23 protein-coding genes and 1 tRNA gene are annotated in these 20,568 nt (G+C 40.3%); 21 read left to right on the top strand and 3 right to left on the bottom strand.

Annotation, left to right across the window (positions count from 1 at the left end; genetic code table 11):
• Position 1: 1 nt before the first annotated feature.
• The 10 genes from rmuC to NMM17_RS07140 all read left to right on the top strand — a co-directional run bounded on the left by rmuC (position 2) and on the right by NMM17_RS07140 (position 9,704).
• Positions 2 to 1,258 (top strand): DNA recombination protein RmuC, encoded by a 1,257-nt coding sequence (rmuC, locus tag NMM17_RS07185; RefSeq protein WP_024057085.1) that lies wholly within the window; start codon positions 2 to 4, stop codon positions 1,256 to 1,258.
• Positions 1,248 to 2,189 carry a 3'-5' exoribonuclease YhaM family protein gene (locus tag NMM17_RS07180; protein WP_254754145.1) on the top strand — a complete coding sequence of 314 codons (942 nt, stop codon included), beginning with the start codon at positions 1,248 to 1,250 and terminating at the stop codon, positions 2,187 to 2,189. The genes rmuC and NMM17_RS07180 overlap by 11 nt, the downstream gene beginning before the upstream one ends.
• Positions 2,190 to 2,294: 105 nt before the next feature.
• Positions 2,295 to 3,122 carry a pur operon repressor gene (gene purR / locus NMM17_RS07175; protein WP_004255834.1) on the top strand — a complete coding sequence of 276 codons (828 nt, stop codon included), beginning with the start codon at positions 2,295 to 2,297 and terminating at the stop codon, positions 3,120 to 3,122.
• Between the two features lie 66 nt (positions 3,123 to 3,188).
• Positions 3,189 to 4,439: a diaminopimelate decarboxylase gene (locus tag NMM17_RS07170; RefSeq protein WP_024057089.1), complete on the top strand. Its 1,251-nt coding sequence runs from the start codon at positions 3,189 to 3,191 to the stop codon at positions 4,437 to 4,439.
• Positions 4,440 to 4,564: 125 nt separating this feature from the next.
• Positions 4,565 to 5,359 carry a pyruvate formate-lyase-activating protein gene (gene pflA / locus NMM17_RS07165; RefSeq protein ID WP_078237940.1) on the top strand — a complete coding sequence of 265 codons (795 nt, stop codon included), beginning with the start codon at positions 4,565 to 4,567 and terminating at the stop codon, positions 5,357 to 5,359.
• Between the two features lie 320 nt (positions 5,360 to 5,679).
• Positions 5,680 to 6,390, top strand: coding sequence for an ABC transporter ATP-binding protein (locus tag NMM17_RS07160; protein ID WP_020901990.1), 711 nt, complete (start codon positions 5,680 to 5,682; stop codon positions 6,388 to 6,390).
• Position 6,391: 1 nt separating this feature from the next.
• Positions 6,392 to 7,177 (top strand): ABC transporter permease, encoded by a 786-nt coding sequence (locus NMM17_RS07155; RefSeq protein WP_049516004.1) that lies wholly within the window; start codon positions 6,392 to 6,394, stop codon positions 7,175 to 7,177.
• Between the two features lies 1 nt (position 7,178).
• Entirely contained in the window at positions 7,179 to 7,898 is a 720-nt protein-coding gene (locus NMM17_RS07150) for a hypothetical protein (protein ID WP_049516002.1), read from the top strand.
• A gap of 61 nt (positions 7,899 to 7,959) precedes the next feature.
• On the top strand, positions 7,960 to 8,646 hold the full coding sequence (locus NMM17_RS07145; protein WP_000323581.1) for a response regulator transcription factor: 687 nt from the start codon (positions 7,960 to 7,962) through the stop codon (positions 8,644 to 8,646).
• Positions 8,616 to 9,704 (top strand): sensor histidine kinase KdpD, encoded by a 1,089-nt coding sequence (locus tag NMM17_RS07140; protein WP_049515998.1) that lies wholly within the window; start codon positions 8,616 to 8,618, stop codon positions 9,702 to 9,704. Before NMM17_RS07145 ends, NMM17_RS07140 begins: the two co-directional genes overlap by 31 nt.
• A gap of 176 nt (positions 9,705 to 9,880) precedes the next feature.
• Here the strand turns inward: NMM17_RS07140 and yidC are convergent, their stop codons facing one another.
• Both yidC and NMM17_RS07130 read right to left on the bottom strand, forming a co-directional pair.
• Positions 9,881 to 10,807, bottom strand: a complete 927-nt coding sequence (gene yidC / locus NMM17_RS07135; RefSeq protein ID WP_254754163.1) for a membrane protein insertase YidC — start codon at positions 10,805 to 10,807, stop codon at positions 9,881 to 9,883.
• Positions 10,808 to 10,884: 77 nt separating this feature from the next.
• On the bottom strand, positions 10,885 to 11,163 hold the full coding sequence (locus NMM17_RS07130) for an acylphosphatase (protein ID WP_001174620.1): 279 nt from the start codon (positions 11,161 to 11,163) through the stop codon (positions 10,885 to 10,887).
• A gap of 33 nt (positions 11,164 to 11,196) precedes the next feature.
• Here NMM17_RS07130 and NMM17_RS07125 point away from each other — a divergent pair, with 33 nt between their 5' ends.
• From NMM17_RS07125 to NMM17_RS07075, 11 genes are all read left to right on the top strand, one after another.
• Entirely contained in the window at positions 11,197 to 11,937 is a 741-nt protein-coding gene (locus tag NMM17_RS07125) for an RNA methyltransferase (protein WP_024057812.1), read from the top strand.
• Between the two features lie 54 nt (positions 11,938 to 11,991).
• Positions 11,992 to 12,675: a Bax inhibitor-1/YccA family protein gene (locus tag NMM17_RS07120; protein ID WP_024057811.1), complete on the top strand. Its 684-nt coding sequence runs from the start codon at positions 11,992 to 11,994 to the stop codon at positions 12,673 to 12,675.
• Between the two features lie 111 nt (positions 12,676 to 12,786).
• Positions 12,787 to 13,779 carry an aspartate--ammonia ligase gene (asnA, locus tag NMM17_RS07115; RefSeq protein ID WP_000748003.1) on the top strand — a complete coding sequence of 331 codons (993 nt, stop codon included), beginning with the start codon at positions 12,787 to 12,789 and terminating at the stop codon, positions 13,777 to 13,779.
• A gap of 64 nt (positions 13,780 to 13,843) precedes the next feature.
• On the top strand, positions 13,844 to 14,383 hold the full coding sequence (gene rsmD, locus NMM17_RS07110) for a 16S rRNA (guanine(966)-N(2))-methyltransferase RsmD (protein WP_023947078.1): 540 nt from the start codon (positions 13,844 to 13,846) through the stop codon (positions 14,381 to 14,383).
• Complete coding sequence (gene coaD, locus NMM17_RS07105) at positions 14,373 to 14,861, top strand: pantetheine-phosphate adenylyltransferase (protein ID WP_254754144.1); 489 nt, start codon at positions 14,373 to 14,375, stop codon at positions 14,859 to 14,861. The genes rsmD and coaD overlap by 11 nt, the downstream gene beginning before the upstream one ends.
• Positions 14,845 to 15,882, top strand: a complete 1,038-nt coding sequence (locus NMM17_RS07100) for a SepM family pheromone-processing serine protease (RefSeq protein ID WP_033687316.1) — start codon at positions 14,845 to 14,847, stop codon at positions 15,880 to 15,882. The genes coaD and NMM17_RS07100 overlap by 17 nt, the downstream gene beginning before the upstream one ends.
• Positions 15,883 to 15,939: 57 nt before the next feature.
• Positions 15,940 to 16,170, top strand: a complete 231-nt coding sequence (locus NMM17_RS07095; protein WP_254754143.1) for a DUF1146 family protein — start codon at positions 15,940 to 15,942, stop codon at positions 16,168 to 16,170.
• A gap of 23 nt (positions 16,171 to 16,193) precedes the next feature.
• Positions 16,194 to 17,477 (top strand): UDP-N-acetylglucosamine 1-carboxyvinyltransferase, encoded by a 1,284-nt coding sequence (murA, locus tag NMM17_RS07090; protein WP_024057810.1) that lies wholly within the window; start codon positions 16,194 to 16,196, stop codon positions 17,475 to 17,477.
• The gene (locus tag NMM17_RS07085; RefSeq protein WP_043901723.1) at positions 17,470 to 17,658 is read left to right on the top strand and encodes a DNA-directed RNA polymerase subunit beta; all 189 of its coding nucleotides are present in this window, start codon (positions 17,470 to 17,472) and stop codon (positions 17,656 to 17,658) included. Before murA ends, NMM17_RS07085 begins: the two co-directional genes overlap by 8 nt.
• Before the next feature lie 38 nt (positions 17,659 to 17,696).
• The gene (gene endA / locus NMM17_RS07080) at positions 17,697 to 18,521 is read left to right on the top strand and encodes a DNA-entry nuclease EndA (protein ID WP_024057808.1); all 825 of its coding nucleotides are present in this window, start codon (positions 17,697 to 17,699) and stop codon (positions 18,519 to 18,521) included.
• A 267-nt stretch (positions 18,522 to 18,788) separates the two neighbouring features.
• Positions 18,789 to 20,120 (top strand): hemolysin family protein, encoded by a 1,332-nt coding sequence (locus NMM17_RS07075; protein ID WP_254754142.1) that lies wholly within the window; start codon positions 18,789 to 18,791, stop codon positions 20,118 to 20,120.
• A gap of 300 nt (positions 20,121 to 20,420) precedes the next feature.
• Here NMM17_RS07075 and NMM17_RS07070 read toward each other — a convergent pair.
• Positions 20,421 to 20,491 (bottom strand) — tRNA-Cys (locus NMM17_RS07070).
• Positions 20,492 to 20,568 lie beyond the last annotated feature (77 nt).

The raw sequence follows: 20,568 nt of genomic DNA, 5'->3' as shown, positions 1-20,568 counted from the left end.
GATGGAAAGTTTATTAGTTCTATTATTAATTGCCAACCTAGCTGGTATCTTTCTGATTTGGCAAAGGCAGGATAAACAGGAAAAACATCTAAGTAAGAGCTTGGAGGATCAGGCAGATCATCTATCAGACCAGTTGGATTACCGTTTTGAACAAGCCAGACAAGCCAGCCAGTTGGATCAAAAAGACTTGGAAGTAGCTGTCAGCGACCGTTTGCAAGAAGTTCGAATGGAATTGCACCAAGGCTTAACTCAAGTTCGTCAAGAAATGACAGATAATCTCCTCCAAACCAGAGACAAGACTGACCAACGTCTCCAAGCCTTGCAGGAATCAAATGAGCAACGCTTGGAACAAATGCGCCAAACAGTCGAGGAAAAACTAGAAAAAACCTTACAGACACGCTTGCAGGCCTCCTTTGAGACAGTTTCCAAACAATTGGAGTCTGTCAATCGTGGTCTTGGAGAAATGCAGATAGTTGCCCGCGATGTCGGCGCCCTCAACAAGGTTCTCTCTGGAACCAAGACGCGAGGGATTCTGGGAGAATTGCAATTGGGGCAAATTATTGAGGACATCATGACCCCTGCCCAGTATGAACGAGAATACGCAACGGTTGAAAACTCTAGTGAACGAGTGGAGTATGCCATCAAGTTGCCTGGACAGGGTGACCTGGAATATGTCTACTTACCGATTGACTCCAAGTTTCCACTGGCAGATTATTACCGCTTAGAAGAAGCCTATGAAGCTGGTGACAAGGACGAGATCGAACGCTGTCGCAAGTCACTCCTAGCCAGCGTCAAACGCTTTGCCAAGGATATTAAGAGCAAGTACATAGCACCACCTCGGACGACCAATTTTGGAGTTTTGTTTGTTCCGACAGAAGGTCTCTACTCAGAAATCGTCCGCAATCCGGTCTTCTTTGATGATTTGAGACGGGAGGAGCAGATTATTGTCGCAGGTCCAAGTACCCTATCAGCTCTTCTCAATTCCCTATCAGTTGGTTTCAAAACCCTTAATATCCAAAAGAGTGCCGACCATATCAGCAAGACGCTTGCCAGTGTCAAAACCGAGTTTGGCAAGTTTGGTGGTATTCTGGTCAAGGCACAAAAACATCTCCAACATGCCTCTGGCAATATTGATGAATTATTAAACCGTCGCACCACAGCTATCGAGCGGACGCTCCGTCACATTGAGTTGTCAGAAGGTGAGCCTGCGCTTGATCTACTCCATTTCCAAGAAAATGAGGAAGAATATGAAGATTAGTCACATGAAAAAAGATGAGCTGTTTGAAGGCTTTTACCTAATCAAGTCAGCTGACCTTAGACAAACTCGCGCTGGGAAAAACTACCTAGCCTTTACCTTCCAAGATGATAGTGGCGAGATTGAAGGGAAACTCTGGGATGCTCAACCTCATAACGTTGAGGCCTTTACCGCAGGTAAGGTTGTCCACATGAAAGGACGCCGAGAAGTTTATAACAACACCCCTCAAGTCAATCAAATTACCCTCCGCTTGCCTCAGCCTGGTGAACCCAATGATTCAGCTGATTTCAAGGTCAAGTCGCCAGTTGATGTCAGGGAAATCCGTGACTACATGTCGCAAATGATTTTTAAAATTGAAAATCCTGTTTGGCAACGGATTGTTCGAAAGCTCTACACCAAGTATGATAAGGAATTTTACTCCTATCCAGCTGCCAAGACTAATCACCATGCCTTTGAAACGGGTTTGGCTTATCATACGGCGACCATGGTGCGTTTGGCGGATGCTATTAGCGAAGTCTATCCTCAGCTCAATAAGAGCCTGCTCTATGCAGGGATTATGCTGCATGACTTAGCTAAAGTCATCGAGTTGACGGGACCAGACCAGACCGAATACACAGTTAGAGGCAATCTCCTTGGGCATATCGCTCTGATTGATAGTGAAATTACCAAGACAGTGATGGAACTCGGCATCGATGATACCAAGGAAGAAGTCGTTCTGCTTCGTCACGTAATCCTTAGTCACCATGGCTTACTTGAGTATGGAAGTCCAGTCCGTCCACGCATTATGGAAGCAGAGATTATCCATATGATTGACAATCTGGATGCTAGCATGATGATGATGTCAACAGCTCTTGCTTTGGTAGATAAAGGAGAGATGACCAATAAAATCTTCGCTATGGACAATCGTTCCTTCTATAAACCAGATTTAGATTAACAATTTAAGAAAAATGAGCATTTTTTAGGATAAGAATGTTCGTTTTTTTATGTGAATATGGTATAATAGATAAAATATCAAAATTAAATGAAATGGGAAATAGAAATGAAATTAAGAAGAAGTGATCGAATGGTTGTCATTTCCAACTATTTGATTAATAATCCTTATAAACTAACTAGTCTCAATACTTTTGCTGAAAAGTATGAATCTGCTAAATCATCCATCTCAGAGGATATCGTCATTATCAAACGAGCCTTTGAGGAAATTGAAATCGGTCATATCCAGACAGTAACTGGTGCTGGTGGTGGTGTCATTTTCACACCATCAATCTCAAGCCATGATGCCAAGGAAATGGTTGAGGACTTGCGTGCTAAGTTGTCAGAAAGTGACCGTATCTTGCCAGGTGGCTATATCTACCTGTCTGATTTGCTTAGTACACCAGCTATCTTGAAAAATATTGGTCGCATTATTGCCAAGAGCTTTATGGACCAAAAAATTGATGCGGTTATGACAGTAGCTACTAAGGGTGTTCCACTTGCAAATGCAGTTGCCAATGTCCTCAATGTTCCCTTTGTTATTGTGCGCCGTGACCTGAAAATTACCGAAGGTTCAACTGTCAGCGTCAACTATGTATCCGGTTCAAGTGGAGATCGCATTGAGAAAATGTTTCTTTCAAAACGCAGTCTCAAGGCAGGCAGCCGTGTCTTGATTGTGGATGACTTCTTGAAAGGCGGCGGAACTGTCAATGGGATGATTAGTCTCTTGCGTGAGTTTGATTCGGAATTGGCTGGTGTAGCAGTCTTTGCGGATAATGCCCAAGAAGAACGTGAAAAGCAGTTTGACTACAAGTCACTCTTGAAGGTAACCAATATTGATGTCAAGAACCAAACCATCGATGTTGAGGTTGGCAATATCTTTGACGAAGATAAATAAGAGATAGAACTAAAGGTTGGAACGATTGTCCCAGCCTTTCTTTGCAAATAGAATAGAAGGAAACTTATGAAAACACCATTTATCAATAAAGAAGACTTAGAAAAGATTGTTGCCGAGTTCCCGACTCCCTTTCACTTGTATGATGAGAAGGGAATTCGTGAAAAGGCAAGAGCCGTCAACCAAGCATTTTCGTGGAACAAGGGCTTTAAGGAATATTTTGCAGTTAAGGCTACTCCAACTCCAGCTATTTTGAAAATTCTCCAAGAGGAAGGTTGCGGTGTGGACTGCTCTAGTTATGTGGAGCTTTTGATGAGTCATAAACTGAATTTCCCTGGTTCTGAGATCATGTTCTCTTCAAACAATACGCCAGACAAGGAATACGCCTATGCACGTGAATTGGGTGCGACCATTAACTTGGATGCCTTTGAAGATATTGAACATCTAGAGCGTGCAGCAGGCATTCCAGAAATTATCTCTTGTCGTTACAATCCTGGAGGCGTTTTTGAACTGGGAACAGATATTATGGACAATCCTGGAGAAGCCAAGTTTGGTATGACCAAGGACCAGCTCTTTGAAGCTTTTGCCATCTTGAAGGAAAAAGGAGCCAAGACTTTTGGGATTCACTCCTTCCTAGCGTCCAATACCGTCACCCATCTCTATTACCCAGAGTTGGCTCGTCAGCTTTTTGAATTGGCTGTTGAAATCAAGGAAAAGTTGGGCATTTCGCTAGACTTTATCAATCTTTCTGGCGGTATTGGTGTCAACTATCGTCCAGACCAGGAGCCAAATGATATTGCCTTGATTGGTGAGGGAGTTCGTAAGGTGTATGAAGAGGTCCTTACGCCAGCAGGTCTTGGTCAGGTTAAGATTTTCACCGAATTGGGTCGTTTTATGTTGGCACCTCACGGTGCTTTGGTCACAAGAGTCACTCATAAGAAGGAAACCTACCGTACCTATCTAGGTGTGGATGCATCAGCAGTCAACCTCATGCGTCCAGCTATGTATGGAGCCTACCATCATATTACTAACATGACACATCCAGATGGACCAGCTGAAGTGGTAGATGTGGTTGGTTCACTCTGTGAAAACAATGATAAATTTGCAGTGAATCGCGAACTGCCTCATACAGAAATCGGTGATTTGCTGGTCATTCATGATACAGGTGCCCACGGTTTTTCAATGGGCTACCAGTACAACGCCAAACTTCGTTCTGCGGAAATCCTCTATACCGAAGAAGGTAAGACCCGTCAAATCCGCCGTGCAGAGCGCCCTGAGGACTACTTTGCAACCTTGTATGGCTTTGATTTTGAAGAATAAAATGATAAGTAATTGAAAATGAAATTGAAAAACAGATTGTTTTCTAAAAAATAGGCAAAAATCTTGTTTTTCCTTCAAGTCGTGATATAATAAAACTATAAAACGTTTTCAAGGAAGGTAACGATATGTCTGAAGAAACAATTGATTATGGACAAGTGACAGGAATGGTGCATTCGACAGAAAGCTTTGGGTCAGTAGATGGGCCTGGTATTCGCTTTATTGTCTTTTTGCAGGGCTGTCACATGCGTTGCCAGTATTGCCACAACCCTGACACTTGGGCTATGGAGTCCAATAAATCACGTGAACGGACGGTAGATGATGTCTTGACAGAAGCCTTGCGCTACCGTGGTTTCTGGGGAAATAAGGGTGGGATTACAGTCAGTGGAGGAGAAGCCCTCTTGCAGATTGATTTCTTGATTGCCCTTTTTACCAAGGCCAAAGAACACGGAATCCACTGTACCTTGGATACCTGTGCCCTTCCTTTCCGTAATAAACCACGTTACCTTGAGAAGTTTAACAAACTCATGGCTGTCACTGACTTGGTCCTCTTGGATATCAAGGAAATCAACGAAGAACAGCACAAGATTGTCACTAGCCAAACCAATAAAAATATCTTGGCCTGTGCCCAGTATCTATCAGATATTGGAAAACCTGTCTGGATTCGCCACGTGCTAGTTCCAGGATTGACAGATAGAGATGATGACTTGATTGAACTTGGTAAGTTCGTCAAGACCCTCAAAAATGTTGATAAGTTTGAAATTCTACCTTATCACACCATGGGTGAGTTCAAGTGGCGTGAACTGGGAATTCCATATTCCCTCGAAGGGGTTAAACCACCAACAGCAGATCGCGTCAAGAACGCTAAAAAGCTCATGGATACCGAAAGTTACCAAGACTATATGAAACGTGTACATGGATAAAAAAGAAGCCTGATGGAAACATCGGGCTTTTAAATTTACACAAATATAGATAATTAAATGAAACAAAATTTTATACTCTTCGAAAATCTCTTCAAACCACGTCAGCGTCGCTTTGTCGTATATATGTGACTGACTTCGTCAGTCTTATCTACAACCTCAAAACCGTGTTTTGAGCAGCCTGCGGCTAGCTTCCTAGTTTGCTCTTTGATTTTCATTGAGTATTAAATCTTTTTTACTCTCTAAATTCTGAAAAAAATCCGAAAATGAGTGTATAAGATATAGTTACTTTTAGAAATATTAAATAGAATAGGAGAACATCTATGGAACAAAGTATTACCATTAAAAATTTATGTAAGTCGTATGGCCAAACTCAAATTTTAAAAGATATTTCTTTTGAAGCAAAAGCAGGTAAAGTGACTGCTTTCCTGGGTCCAAATGGAGCTGGTAAAAGTTCAACCTTACGTATTTTATTAGGATTAGACAAAGCAACATCTGGTCTTACCAAAATTGGAGATCAAACTTATAAGGAATTAAAATTTCCTCTAAAGACTGTAGGAGCTTCATTTGACAGTGTAGGAGCTCCTGATGATCGGACTGTTTATCAACATTTGAAAATTGTTGCTGCTAGTAATGGGATATCCAGTCAGCGAATTGAACAAGTCTTGGATATGGTGGATATTAGTCATAAGAAAAAATCTAAAATTGGGAAATTATCATTAGGAGAAGGACAACGCTTGGGAATTGCAACAGCTCTATTAGGAAATCCTCAATATCTGATATTGGATGAACCGACTAATGGGTTGGATCCAAGAGGAATTCGGTGGTTTAGAGAGTTTATAAAAAAACAAGCTCAAGAAGGGAAGACCGTCTTACTGTCATCTCATATATTATCGGAAGTGGAAGCAGTAACAGATGATGTAGTTATCATAAATAAAGGAAAAGTTCTTATAAAAGGGACTTTACAAGAAGTGATGAAAAATCTTTCTTCACTAGAGGAAGTCTTCTTTAGTTTAACAGAGGGAGGGAAGTGACATGGCACTTATTTACTCTCTTCATTCTGAAATATTGAAATTACTTTATAATAGAGCTACTCATGTTGTACTATTCTTGATACTGGTATTTCAAACGTTTTTAGCAAATATTGGTGCTTCTCAAATTGTTTCAGTTGGTATCCATGCTACACCAGAGACAAATCCAGATTTAGCAGAGGCCTTACCTCCTATTGAATTTTTAGGTTTTGATGTCACTTTATTTGGTGTTTTTATTATGATTATCCTAGGCTCAATTTACGGAGCCGAGGAATACAAAGGCTTGGCTATTCGTACAAGCCTCCTCTCTGTTACAAATCGAAGTACTTTCCTAGTTTCAAAAACATTAGTTTGGCTTATATTTTCTTTTATCATTTCCTTTCTATCAATATTCTTGACAATTAACATGACACATTATGTTTTAGGACAAGATGGCTTATTGCTTTTTTTACTAAATGGAACAGTTTGGTTCTATATATTTTTAGCCAGTATAGCTTGGACTTTGTTGGGACTGCTGGCCTATATTATGGCTTTGACATTTAAAACAGCCATTGTTCCTCTATTATTTTTGCTTCCTCAAGTCTACAATTTAGGAACATTCTTAGCAAACTATATATCGGCTGCAAAATTTCTTCCAGTTGCATTGGGGCAAGGATTGATTGCTACATCTCCTCAAATTTTAGAACATAATAGTTTACAACATATTTTATTTTTACTTTGTTGGAACTTCTCATTCTTGGCTTTAGCAATTTACCGCTTACTCAAGTCAGATATTGGAGGAGGTGAATAAGTTGAAAGAACAACTTAAAAGTGAGTATCTCAAGTTTATTATGAATCCTTGGCACTGGTTGATTATAGGTGCTCTATTACTGTGTATTCCGGCGATGGTTGTTTTTTTAAATAGTAAGCCAGACCAGTTGACTCTACAGTTTGTTTTGGAACAGCTACTGCAAAGTCTCTATTTAGGACAGGCAGGTTTCGTTAGTCTAGCGGTTCTATTTATAGGTCAGGAATTTACAGGTTCTAGCCTTCGTACCAGTTTTCTTACATGTCCAAATCGTTTGAAATTTATAATCTGTAAACTAGCTATTGTATTATGTGTGGAAATTGTATTATTGGTCGCTGTAATATCATTATGTATACTAATCGCCCAAGGATACTACAATATCAATCTTTTGAGTAATATTAAACATGTTCTGACAATCCTATTTCCAGCATGTATTTCTATTCTAACCTTCTCTCTTTTAAGTGGTATTTTTGTATTTATTTCCCAGTCTTTTATCTTAATTTTGGGAATCAGTTTATCCCTTTTATTGGGGTTGGGACAAATGTTACTACAATTCAGTTCTTTTTTTAGAAATTTACCATTACTAGCTAGTATGAATTGTTTTTATACCCATCCCTTGTCGCTTTATTATCCAGTGTGGCAAGGCTTAGGGATACAAATAGTTTGGTTATTAATTGTTTTTCTATTTGCTACATTGATACTTATAGGAAGAAATGTACGCTAAAGACAGGGGATGTCCTGTCTTTTTCTTGGTTAGTGCTATAATATAGTTAGGAGGGTGAGTTATGGCTTATAAAATTTTGGTGGTAGATGATGATCTCGCTATTCTTCGCCTAATAAAAAAAGTACTAGAATATGAAAAATATGAAGTAGTCATACGAAATAAGATAGAAGAGATTGATCTTTGTGATTTTACAGGCTTTGACTTGATTCTATTAGATATTATGATGCCTGTTAGTGGTTTAGAGATCTGTCAGATGATTCGCGAACAGATAACTGTTCCTATCTGTTTTATAACTGCTAAGGATATGGATGAAGATTTAGTAGCTGGAATTAATGCAGGTGCTGATGATTATATTATGAAGCCCTTTAGTATGCAAGAATTGTTAGCACGTGTTAAAATGCACTTACGTCGTGAAGAACGGATTAAAGGAAATGTTCATCAAATAAAGATTGGGAAGCTTATACTATATACGGATAGTAAGGAACTATTTGTAAACGATGATAAGATTGCTCTGACAAGGAGGGAATTTGACATAGTGAATCTTTTGGCAAGCAACCCAAGTAAAATATATTCTATTGAGGAAATTTATAATTATCTATATCCACAAAGTTCAGAAGCGCTCTTACGTTCGGTTTCAGAGTACATTTATCAAATTCGTCAAAAGTTGAAACCTTATCAATTAAATCCAATTAAAACCTTATACGGTGGAGGATATCAATGGGTAGAATCAAAAGTTTTAGACAATTAATTCGAGAAACCTGTTGGAGAATTATTTGGCAGTTTAGTCTTGGCTTACTAATGGCCTATCTTATTCCCTTAGCTTCAGTATCTATACAAATAAATGAAGATGGGAAAACTTTAAACAATAGTGGTGTTCTATCAATCTTTTTTAATGTGTCATCATGGATATATATTTGTGTTTTATTGATTGTTCTAATAAGTTATCACATTGGAAAATTGTTGAAAAAACTGAGTTATGAAATGACTTTGATTTATGAAAATAGTATGTGGTTGAAGAAGGAATGTACAGAAAGTTTAACGGTTAAAGAATTTCGCGAGACAGGAAATCGGATTATTGTGATGCAAGATAGAATTCGACAATTAATAGTTAATGAGAAACAGCAGAAGGAAGATTTGATGTTTCAGGTTTCAGCAGCTTCTCATGATTTAAAAACTCCCTTAACCATTATTAGGGGAAATGTGGAATTTTTGCAGACGATAACTGAAAACGACCAATCTCAAGAATGCTTAGCAGATATAGAAAGAGCTAGTCAACAGTTACTAGATTATTTCAATCAATTGATTCACTATTCTAAAACCTATTATGATGATGAGACAGGTTGGACGGAGTATTCCTCTTCAGATTTTATCAATGAATTAGAGAAAGAAGTCTCTTTTTTGATAAAAAATCAGATGAAGTTTTCTTTTGAACAAAATGTGAAAGGAACTGAAAACTATTATATAAATCAATCTCTTCTGATTCGTGCCATACAAAATATTTTAACAAATGCTTTGGAATACGCTGATAAACAGAATCCTAAAATTAAAATTAGAGTAGAGCAAGAGGGGAAGGAATTGAAAATAGGTATATGGAATAATGGTTCGGAATTTCCAGAGGAAGTTTTAACTAATTTTGGAAAGCTCTTTTATCGTATGGATAAAGCTAGATCGTATAAAGAGCAACATTATGGTATTGGACTAAGTTTTGTATGTAGAGTTGCAAAACTACACAAAGGCCGAGTTGAGCTTAGAAATAGAGACGAGGGAGCAGAAGTTTTAATAACTGTGAATTGTATTAAATCATAGTGATTTACTTGTTAATTTATGATTGAATAGTTTTTATATGTGAGCTTTTAAACTATTTAACTTTTTCGACTAGTATAAGATGTAACGGTAGATAATAAAAACGAATGATGATATCTAGTTGATGAAAACTATTTATCATTCATTCGTTTTTTAATTATTGGATAATTTACGTAGCTTTATCTCGAACGTTGTTTTCCAGCGTTGCGATTTTTGTGTTTTTTCTTGCTTGTGATAGCAGTTGGTTGTCCAGGGGTAACGTCTTTTCGTCCACTTGGTGTAGAGAAAGTACTTGCTTTTGGTGGGTTCTTTGCCAGTTCTTCACGGACTTTTTTGCGAAGTTTTGGACGAACGATATAGTTGACGATAAACTGTTGGAGAATCATCATGAAACCACCGACAACCCAGTAAAGTGTGACACTGGCTGGTGAAATGAGGGAGAAGACAACAATCGTGATTGGGCTCACGTAAGCCATTTTCTTGATTTGTTCTCTTTGCGTTTCGTCTTCTACTCCGTGAAGTGAAAGGAGCGATTGAAGATAGTAAAGGACACCTGCGCAGGCAACCAAAATCATACTTGGAGAACCTAGAGGAATGCCTAGGTAGCTTGCTTGAGCAACCCCTTCAGTATGTTGGGCAGCAAAGTAGATAGCTGAGAAGAAAGGCATTTGAAGGAGGATAGGGAAGCATCCTACACCACCAAACATGCTGATGCCGTGCTCTTTTTGAGCGGCAAAGAGAGCTTGTTGGGCTTCGAGTTTTTCTTCTTGAGTCGTTGCTTCTTTGAGACGCGTTTGGTGTGGCTCAAGGACGTGCTTGAGGGCGTTCATCTTTTCAGAGTGCAGAGTTGCTTTCCATGATTGGTAGATACCAAGTGGCAAGATAATCAAGCGCACGATAATGGTTACGATAATGATAGCGACCCCGAAGCCTAGACCTTTATCAGTAGCGAAGTACTTGATAGCTTCTCCCATCGGAGCACCCAAGAAATCCCAAACGGGACCAATTGGCTTACCTGTTGCTTTGTCTACTTGGACACAGCCTGTCAAGACGAGTAGCATAGCCACTCCCATAGCAGAGAGGGCAAAACGTTTAATAGATTTCAATGTTTTCATTCCTTCTTTAAAAATTATACCTTTCTATTCTACTGTTTTTTTGTAAAATATACAATAGTTCTAGAGACCTAATTTGCGACTTTGAAGTCCGAATAGGATGAAAAGTTGCTCATTTGTACATCTAGATAGGTAACTTTTGAAAAAGGTGTCGGACCTTTTCGGATTTCTTGGATAAATTTTGCCATAGTGGCAGAGGAGTCTGCCTGAGCAAGAATTTCCACTGTGCCATCGTCATTATTCCAGACACGACCAGTGATGCCACCGATTTCAAGAGCTAAAGTATAAACACCCCAGCGAAAACCAACACCTTGCACCCTGCCTTGGGCAATCATTCTAACCTTTTGCATACCAAACCCCTTTGATTGTGTTATAATATTTCTATGACTATTATAACCTCAAAAGCCAATTCTGTGGTAAAAAATGCCAAGAAATTACATCAAAAAAAATATCGAAAGTCTGCTTATTTGATCGAGGGCTGGCACTTATTCGAAGAAGCTGTTCAAGCTGGAGTGACGATTGAGAAGATTTTTGCCCTAGAAAGTTACCGAGATCAGCTAGCGACTTTTCCTCAAACTATCTGGGTTTCAGAGGAGATTTTGCTGGATTTGGCAGATACGCAAACTCCTCAAGGGATTGTTGCAGTGATTCAAAAAGAAGAAGTGGGACTGCCTGAACTCCATCAGGGCAAGTTTCTATTTTTAGAGGATGTTCAAGATCCTGGTAATGTGGGGACCATGATTCGGACGGCGGATGCTGCAGGTTTTACAGGGGTCATTGTTTCAGAAAAGTCAGCAGATATCTACAGTCTCAAGACCCTGCGTTCCATGCAAGGAAGTCATTTTCACTTGCCCATCTATCGTATGCCTCTTGCCAGCTTTGTAGAAGAGGCAAAGAAGAGCAATTTACCCATTCTGGCAACGACCTTATCGAGAGAGTCAAAGGATTATCGTGAGCTTTCTTCACTAGAGAACTTTGTTTTAGTCATGGGAAATGAAGGACAAGGAATTAGTTCTGTCATGGCTGAGAGTGCTGATCAGCTGGTTCATATAGGCATGAAAGGTCAAGCAGAGAGTCTCAACGTGGCAGTTGCAGCAGGCATATTGATGTTTTATTTCAGCTAATTTATAAAATCTTTGTTATAATCAAGACATATTTATAGAAAAAGGAGAATCAGAATGAATCAAACGATTATTCAAGAACGTTCAGGTCTCAATCAATTTTATGCTAAGGTATATGCCTTTGTGGGACTTGGGATTGGTCTATCGGCTCTCGTGTCAGCTTTGATGTTGACAGTCTTTCAGGCTCAATTGGTCTACTTTTTAATGCATGGCCGTCTCTGGTTGATGATTGCAACTTTTGCAGAACTTGCTCTAGTCTTTGTTGCAAGTAGTATGGCTGCCAAAAATAGCCCAGCGGCTCTTCCAGTATTTTTACTTTACTCTGTTTTAAACGGCTTTACTCTTAGTTTTGTGGTGGCCTTCTATACTCCGGGTACAGTTTTATCCGCCTTTGTGTCTAGCGCCCTTCTCTTCTTTGTCATGGCGGCAGTTGGCATGTTCACCAAGAAAGATTTGAGTGGCCTTGGTCGGGCTATGATGGCGGCTCTTATCGGTTTGCTGATTGCCATGGTAGTTAATATTTTCTTGGCTAGCGGCTTCTTTGATTATATGATTAGCGTAGCCATGGTTTTGGTTTTCTCAGGGTTGATTGCTTGGGACAACCAAAGAATTCGTCTTGCTTATGAACAATCACAAGGCCGTGTAGCGACAGGTTGGGTTGTGTCAATGGCTCTCAGTATCTATCTTGATTTTATCAATCTCTTCCTAAGTATTTTACGTATCTTCGGTCGAAATGACTAAAAGGTTCATGACATCAGTGTTCGAAGGAGCACTGATTTTTTTATATTTGGTCTTTTCTTTTCTTGGAAATAGGTGTATAATGCTTTTAATTAATTTTTTGAGGAGTAGTTTATGAAGAAAAGTTTTATTCATCAACAAGAAGAGATTTCCTTTGTCAAAAACACTTTTACCCAGTATTTGAAAGATAAGTTAGAAGTTGTCGAAGTTCAAGGTCCTATCTTGAGCAGGGTCGGCGACGGGATGCAGGATAATTTATCAGGTGTGGAGAATGCCGTATCGGTCAAGGTTCTCCAAATCCCTGATGCTACTTATGAAGTGGTGCACTCACTTGCCAAATGGAAACGCCATACTTTGGCCCGTTTTGGTTTCGGTGAGGGAGAAGGCCTTTTTGTCCACATGAAGGCCCTTCGTCCAGACGAAGATTCGCTGGATGCGACCCACTCTGTTTATGTTGACCAGTGGGACTGGGAGAAAGTTATCCCAAATGGTAAACGTAATATCGCTTATCTAAAAGAAACAGTTGAGAAGATTTACAAGGCTATTCGTCTTACTGAGCTAGCTGTTGAAGCCCGCTATGACATCGAATCAATCTTGCCAAAACAAATCACTTTTATCCACACAGAAGAGTTGGTAGAACGCTACCCAGACTTGACACCAAAAGAGCGTGAAAATGCTATTTGTAAAGAATTTGGAGCAGTCTTCTTGATCGGTATCGGTGGTGAATTACCAGACGGTAAACCGCACGATGGACGTGCGCCAGACTACGATGACTGGACAAGTGAGTCTGAAAATGGCTACAAGGGTCTAAATGGTGATATTCTTGTCTGGAATGAGTCTCTGGGTGGAGCCTTTGAGTTGTCTTCTATGGGAATCCGTGTAGATGAAGAAACGCTTCGCCGTCAGGTTGCCATCACAGGTGATGAAGACCGTTTAGAATTGGAATGGCACAAGGCTTTGTTGAATGGCCTATTCCCATTGACAATCGGTGGAGGAATTGGACAATCTCGTATGGCTATGTTCCTACTTCGCAAGAAACATATCGGAGAAGTGCAAACAAGTGTTTGGCCTCAAGAAGTCCGCGATACTTACGAAAATATTTTGTAGAGAATCGAACCGCAAGGTTCGGTTTTCTTTCTCTTTTCGCCTATAATTTGGTATAATAAACGGTATGAAAATCGTATCAGGAATCTATGGGGGACGTCCCCTCAAGACACTAGAAGGCAAGACGACAAGACCAACTTCGGATAAGGTTAGAGGAGCCATTTTTAACATGATTGGTCCCTACTTTGAAGGGGGGCGAGTCTTGGACCTGTATGCAGGTAGTGGTGGTTTATCTATCGAGGCAGTATCGCGTGGCATATCCAGCGCTGTTTTGGTGGAGCGAGACCGTAAGGCTCAGGCTATCGTGGCTGAAAATATTCAGATGACCAAGGAAGTTGGAAAATTTCAACTCCTCAAGATGGATGCAGAAAGGGCATTGGAACAGGTAGCTGGAGAATTCGACCTCATTTTCTTAGACCCTCCTTATGCTAAGGAACAAATCGTAGCAGATATTGAAAAAATGGCTGAGAGAGAGCTTTTTTCTGAAGATGTCATGGTCGTGTGTGAGACGGATAAGGCCGTTGAACTTCCAGAAGAAATTGCCTGCCTGGGCATCTGGAAGGAAAAGATTTATGGAATTAGTAAGGTGACAGTCTATGTCAGATAAGATTGGCTTATTCACAGGCTCATTTGATCCGATGACAAATGGGCATCTGGATATCATTGAACGGGCGAGCAGACTTTTTGATAAGCTCTATGTCGGTATTTTTTTAAATCCCCACAAACAGGGATTTCTCCCTCTTAAAAATCGTAAACGGGGGCTAGAAAAGGCTTTGGAACATTTGGAAAATGTTGAAGTCGTGTTTTCACATGATGAATTGGTGGTTGATGTTGCAAAAAGACTGGGGGCTACCTTTCTGGTACGAGGCTTGAGAAATGCAACGGATTTGCAATATGAAGCCAGTTTCGATTACTACAATCATCAGCTGTCTCCTGATATAGAAACCATTTATTTACATAGCCGACCTGAACATCTCTATATCAGTTCATCAGGTGTTAGAGAGCTTTTGAAGTTTGGTCAGGATATTGCCTGCTATGTTCCTGATAGTATTTTGGAGGAAATAAGAAATGAAAAAAAAGATTAGATGGCCCTTATATGTCATTGCGGCCTTAATTGTGACTTTCTTGGCATTTGTAGTGCCCTTGCCCTACTATATAGAAGTTCCAGGTGGTTCGGAAGATATTCGCCAAGTCCTTAAAGTCAATGACACAGAAGATAAGGAAGCTGGTGCCTATCAATTTGTTACGGTTGGTGTCCAGCACGCTACTTTAGCCCATATGATTTATGCGTGGTTGACGCCTTTTACAGATATTCGTAGTGCCCAAGAGACTACAGGTGGCTCTTCTGATGTTGAATTTATGCGGATTAATCAATTCTACATGCAAACATCACAAAACATGGCCAAGTATCAAGGGTTAAAAACAGCTGGTAAGGATATTGAACTCAAATATCTTGGGGTTTATGTTTTGACTGTGACGGATAATTCGACCTTTAAAGGGATTCTCAACATCTCTGATACAGTTACCGCAGTCAATGATCAGACCTTCGACAGTTCCAAAGATTTGATTGATTACGTCAATTCTCAAAAACTAGGGGACTCCGTCAAGGTCACCTATGAAGAGGATGGGCAAACCAAGTCTGCAGAAGGAAAAATCATTACCCTAGAAAATGGCAAAAATGGAATTGGAATCGGCTTGATTGACCGTACAGAAGTGACCAGTGATGTCCCAATTCGCTTTTCAACAGCCGGTATCGGTGGTCCAAGTGCAGGTCTCATGTTTAGTCTGGCCATCTATACCCAAATAGCTGACCCTGGTCTTAGAAATGGCCGTATCGTTGCCGGTACCGGAACTATTGACCGCGATGGTAATGTGGGGGATATTGGAGGTATTGATAAGAAAGTTGTTGCTTCGGCTAGAGAAGGTGCTGCTATTTTCTTTGCCCCAGATAATCCTGTTAGCGAAGAGGAACAAAAAGCGCATCCGGACGCGAAAAACAATTACCAGACAGCCCTGGAAGCAGCTAGAACAATCAAGACAGATATGAAAATCGTGCCAGTTAAAACTCTACAAGATGCGATTGATTACTTGAAAAACAATCCCTAATTTTTGAGTGAAGTTTCCAAGCTAGCGCGCAAACAGAGAAGATGGTATAATAGTCAAATGGTTCAATTATTATTCACTCTAAGCAGTCACATGCTCTTTATTTATGTGAGTTTTTACCTTTTAAAGGATCTTGTTAGATGGGAAAAAGTCTTAAAAGTAACAGCTGAGAACACAGGAAAAGTTCGTTTATTGATAGCTCTTTTCAGTATTGTAATGGGCTACATCATGAGTTCATTCTTTATCAGCCTGTATCAGTTGTGGCAAGAAGTGCTTAGAGGATTATTATAAAATCAAGAGTAAAGGAAATAAGTATGGAAAAAATTGTGGTTCAAGGTGGCGATAATCGTCTGGTAGGAAGTGTTACGATCGAAGGAGCAAAGAATGCAGTCTTGCCCTTGTTGGCAGCGACTATTCTAGCAAGTGAAGGAAAGACCGTCTTGCAGAATGTTCCTATCTTGTCAGATGTGTTCACTATGAATCAGGTGGTTCGTGGTTTGAATGCCAAGGTGGATTTTAATGAAGAAGATCATCTTGTTGAGGTGGACGCGACTGGCGATATCACTGAGGAAGCTCCTTACAAGTATGTCAGCAAGATGCGTGCATCTATCGTTGTCTTGGGACCAATTCTTGCCCGTGTAGGTCATGCCAAGGTATCCATGCCAGGTGGTTGTACGATTGGTAGCCGCCCTATTGATCTGCATTTGAAAGGTCTAGAAGCTATGGGGGCTAAGATTAGTCAGACAGCTGGTTATATCGAAGCCAAGGCTGATCGCTTACATGGAGCTCATATCTACATGGACTTCCCAAGTGTTGGTGCTACTCAGAACTTGATGATGGCAGCGACGCTGGCTGATGGGGTTACAGTGATTGAAAATGCTGCGCGTGAGCCTGAGATTGTGGACCTAGCCATTCTCTTAAATGAAATGGGAGCTAAAGTAAAAGGTGCTGGTACAGAGACCATTACCATTACCGGTGTGGAGAAACTTTATGGTACGACTCACAATGTGGTCCAAGACCGTATTGAAGCTGGAACCTTTATGGTGGCTGCTGCCATGACTGGTGGTGATGTCCTGATTAAAGATGCTGTTTGGGAGCACAACCGTCCCTTGATTGCCAAATTGCTTGAAATGGGAGTGGAAGTGACGGAGGAGACTGAAGGAATTCGAGTTCGCTCTCAACTAGAAAATCTAAAAGCTGTCCATGTGAAAACCTTGCCCCACCCAGGATTTCCAACAGATATGCAGGCTCAATTTACAGCCTTGATGACTGTCGCAAAAGGCGAATCAACTATGGTGGAGACAGTTTTTGAAAATCGTTTCCAACACCTAGAAGAAATGCGCCGTATGGGCTTGCACTCTGAAATTATCCGTGATACAGCACGTATTGTTGGTGGACAGCCTTTGCAGGGAGCAGAAGTTCTTTCAACTGACCTTCGTGCCAGTGCAGCCTTGATTTTGACAGGTTTGGTAGCACAAGGAGAAACCGTAGTTGGTAAATTAGTCCACTTGGATAGAGGCTACTACCGTTTTCATGAGAAGTTGGCGCAGTTGGGTGCTAAGATTCAGCGGATTGAGGCAAGTGATGAAGATGAATAAGAAATCAGGCTACGTAGCCAAGCGTTTACTTTTAGTCATTCTGGTACTGATTTTAGGTGCTTTAGCCCTAGGAATCGGTTTAATGGTCGGTTATGGAATCTTGGGCAAGGGTCAAGATCCATGGGCTATCCTGTCTCCAGCAAAATGGCAGGAATTGATTCATAAATTTACAGGAAATTAGGCTGGAAAACCAGCCTTTTTCTAGAGATAAGGAGAAATATGAACAAAAAAACAAGACAGACACTAATCGGATTGCTGGTATTATTACTTTTATCTGCCGGTAGCTATTATATCAAGCAGATGCAGTCGACAGCTAATACTCCTAAAACTAAGGTGAGTCAGAAAAAACAAGCGTCTGAAGCTCCTAGTCAAGAATTGGCAGAAAGTGTCTTAACAGATGTAGTCAAGAGTCAAATAAAAGGGAGTCTGGAGTGGAATGGATCAGGTGCTTTTATCGTCAATGGTAATAAAACAAACCTAGATGCCAAGGTTTCAAGTAAACCTTACGCCGATAATAAAACAAAGACAGTGGGCAAGGAAACCGTGCCAACTGTAGCCAATGCTCTCTTGTCTAAGGCAACCCGACAGTACAAGAATCGTGAAGAAACGGGGAATGGTTCGACTTCATGGACTCCTCCAGGATGGCATCAGGTTAAGAATCTAAAGGGGACTTATACCCATGCGGTCGATAGAGGTCATTTGTTAGGCTATGCCTTGATCGGTGGCTTGGATGGTTTTGATGCTTCTACAAGCAATCCTAAAAACATTGCTGTTCAGACAGCCTGGGCAAATCAGGCGCAAGCTGAGGATTCGACAGGGCAAAACTACTATGAAAGCCTGGTACGTAAAGCCTTGGACCAAAACAAGCGTGTCCGTTACCGTGTAACCCTTTATTATGCTTCAAACGAGGATTTAGTACCTTCAGCTTCACAGATTGAAGCCAAGTCTTCAGACGGAGAGTTGGAATTTAATGTTCTAGTTCCCAATGTTCAAAAGGGGCTTCAACTGGATTACAGAACTGGAGAAGTGACTGTTACTCAGTAAAATACAAAATAAACTCCTATGTCACTTGTCGATATAGGAGTTCTTTCTTACTAGTTTAAGCAGGGCTACAATAGATACTGTTACTCAATGAAAATCAAAGTGCAAACTAGGAAGCTAGCCGCAGCTTGCTCAAAGCACAGCTTTGAGGTTGCAGATAAAGCTGACGTGGTTTGAAGAGATCTTCGAAGAGTATGAGAAAAAATAATATGTACTGGACTATATTTTGTGATATAATAGAGGGTAAGATACTATTTTAGGAGAAAAACTATGGAAGACCCAAGTAGTCAGAATTTGTTGCTACAATTTGTTTTATTGTTTATCTTGACGGTGTTAAATGCCTTTTTCTCGGCCACAGAAATGGCCATGGTTTCACTTAATCGTGCGCGGGTTGAACAAAAGGCAGAAGAAGGAGATAGACGCTATATCCGTCTGCTGAAGGTGCTAGAAAATCCTAACCACTTTTTATCAACCATTCAAGTAGGGATTACCCTGATTACGATCTTATCAGGGGCGAGTTTGGCAGAAACTCTGGGACGAGAAATTGCATCTTGGCTTGGAAATGGTGAAACATCTTATGCCGTTGCAAGTTTTCTATCTTTAGCATTTTTGACTTATATTTCCATCGTTTTTGGGGAATTGTATCCTAAGAGAATCGCTCTTAATCTAAAAGATGCCTTGGCGATTCGTACAGCGCCAGTTATTATTGGGCTTGGGAAACTAGTTAGTCCCTTTGTTTGGCTCTTGTCTGCATCTACCAATCTCTTGAGTCGTTTGACTCCTATGACCTTTGACGATGCTGATGAAAAAATGACCCGTGATGAAATTGAGTACATGCTGACAAATAGTGAAGAAACACTAGATGCTGACGAAATTGAGATGTTACAAGGGATTTTTTCCCTGGACGAATTAATGGCCAGAGAAGTCATGGTTCCTCGAACTGATGCCTTCATGGTGGATATTCAGGATGATAGTCAAACCATAATCCAAAGTATTTTAAAACAAAATTATTCTCGTATCCCTGTCTATGATGGGGACAAGGATAACGTGATTGGAATCATTCACACCAAGAGTCTCCTTAATGCGGGCTTTGTGGACGGTTTTGACAATATTGTTTGGAAGAAAATCTTACAAGATCCACTTTTTGTTCCTGAAACCATTTTTGTGGATGACTTGTTAAAAGAATTGCGCAATACCCAAAGACAAATGGCAATCTTGCTGGATGAATACGGTGGGATGGCTGGTTTGGTGACACTTGAAGACCTCCTAGAGGAAATCGTTGGGGAAATCGATGACGAAACAGATAAGGCTGAAATCGAAGTTCATAAAATTGGAGAAGATACTTATATTGTTCAAGGTACCATGAATCTCAATGATTTTAATAACTACTTTGATGTGGAACTGGAAAGTGATGACGTTGATACCATCGCTGGTTACTATTTGACAGGAGTGGGGACCATTCCAACGACTGAAAAACTCAGCTATGAGTTGGTAAGCCAAAACAAACAGCTTATCCTAACTAATGATAAAGTGAAAAATGGACGTGTTACCAAGGTAAAAGTCCAAATTACCGAAGTTGAAATAGAAGAAGAAACAGAGTAAACTAGAGGCTTTTGTCACCAGGCGTGACAAAGCTTTTTTCAGTTGATTTCATACTCTTCGAAAATCAAATTCAAACCGCGTCAACGTCGCCTTGCCGTACGCAAGTACAGCCTGCGGCTAGTTTCCTAGTTTGCTCTTTGATTTTCATTGAGTATCAAAAGATTGTCTCCCAAAAAGAAGTCTGCCCCAAATCCGCCCCAAAGGTTTTTTAAAGTTATGCTTATTTATCCGAAGAAAATCAAAAAAGCCCTACAACGGGGGCTTTTTGTTTAAATGAAACCTGATAAAACAAGTTATAGAAGGCGGTAGACGGATTTGAACCGACGATCAAGCTTTTGCAGAGCCGTGCCTTACCACTTGGCTATACCGCCTTAACGTTTATTATTATACCTTGAAAATGATTTTCAGTCAATAGCTTTTTCAGATTTTTTGTGTTAATAAGCCTAAA

Origin of the sequence: Streptococcus sp. CF7_Ac1-12 (genome assembly GCF_024295905.1) — a bacterium.
Taxonomy (GTDB): domain Bacteria; phylum Bacillota; class Bacilli; order Lactobacillales; family Streptococcaceae; genus Streptococcus; species Streptococcus mitis_AP.
This window is presented reverse-complemented; position numbering and strand designations above follow the sequence as displayed.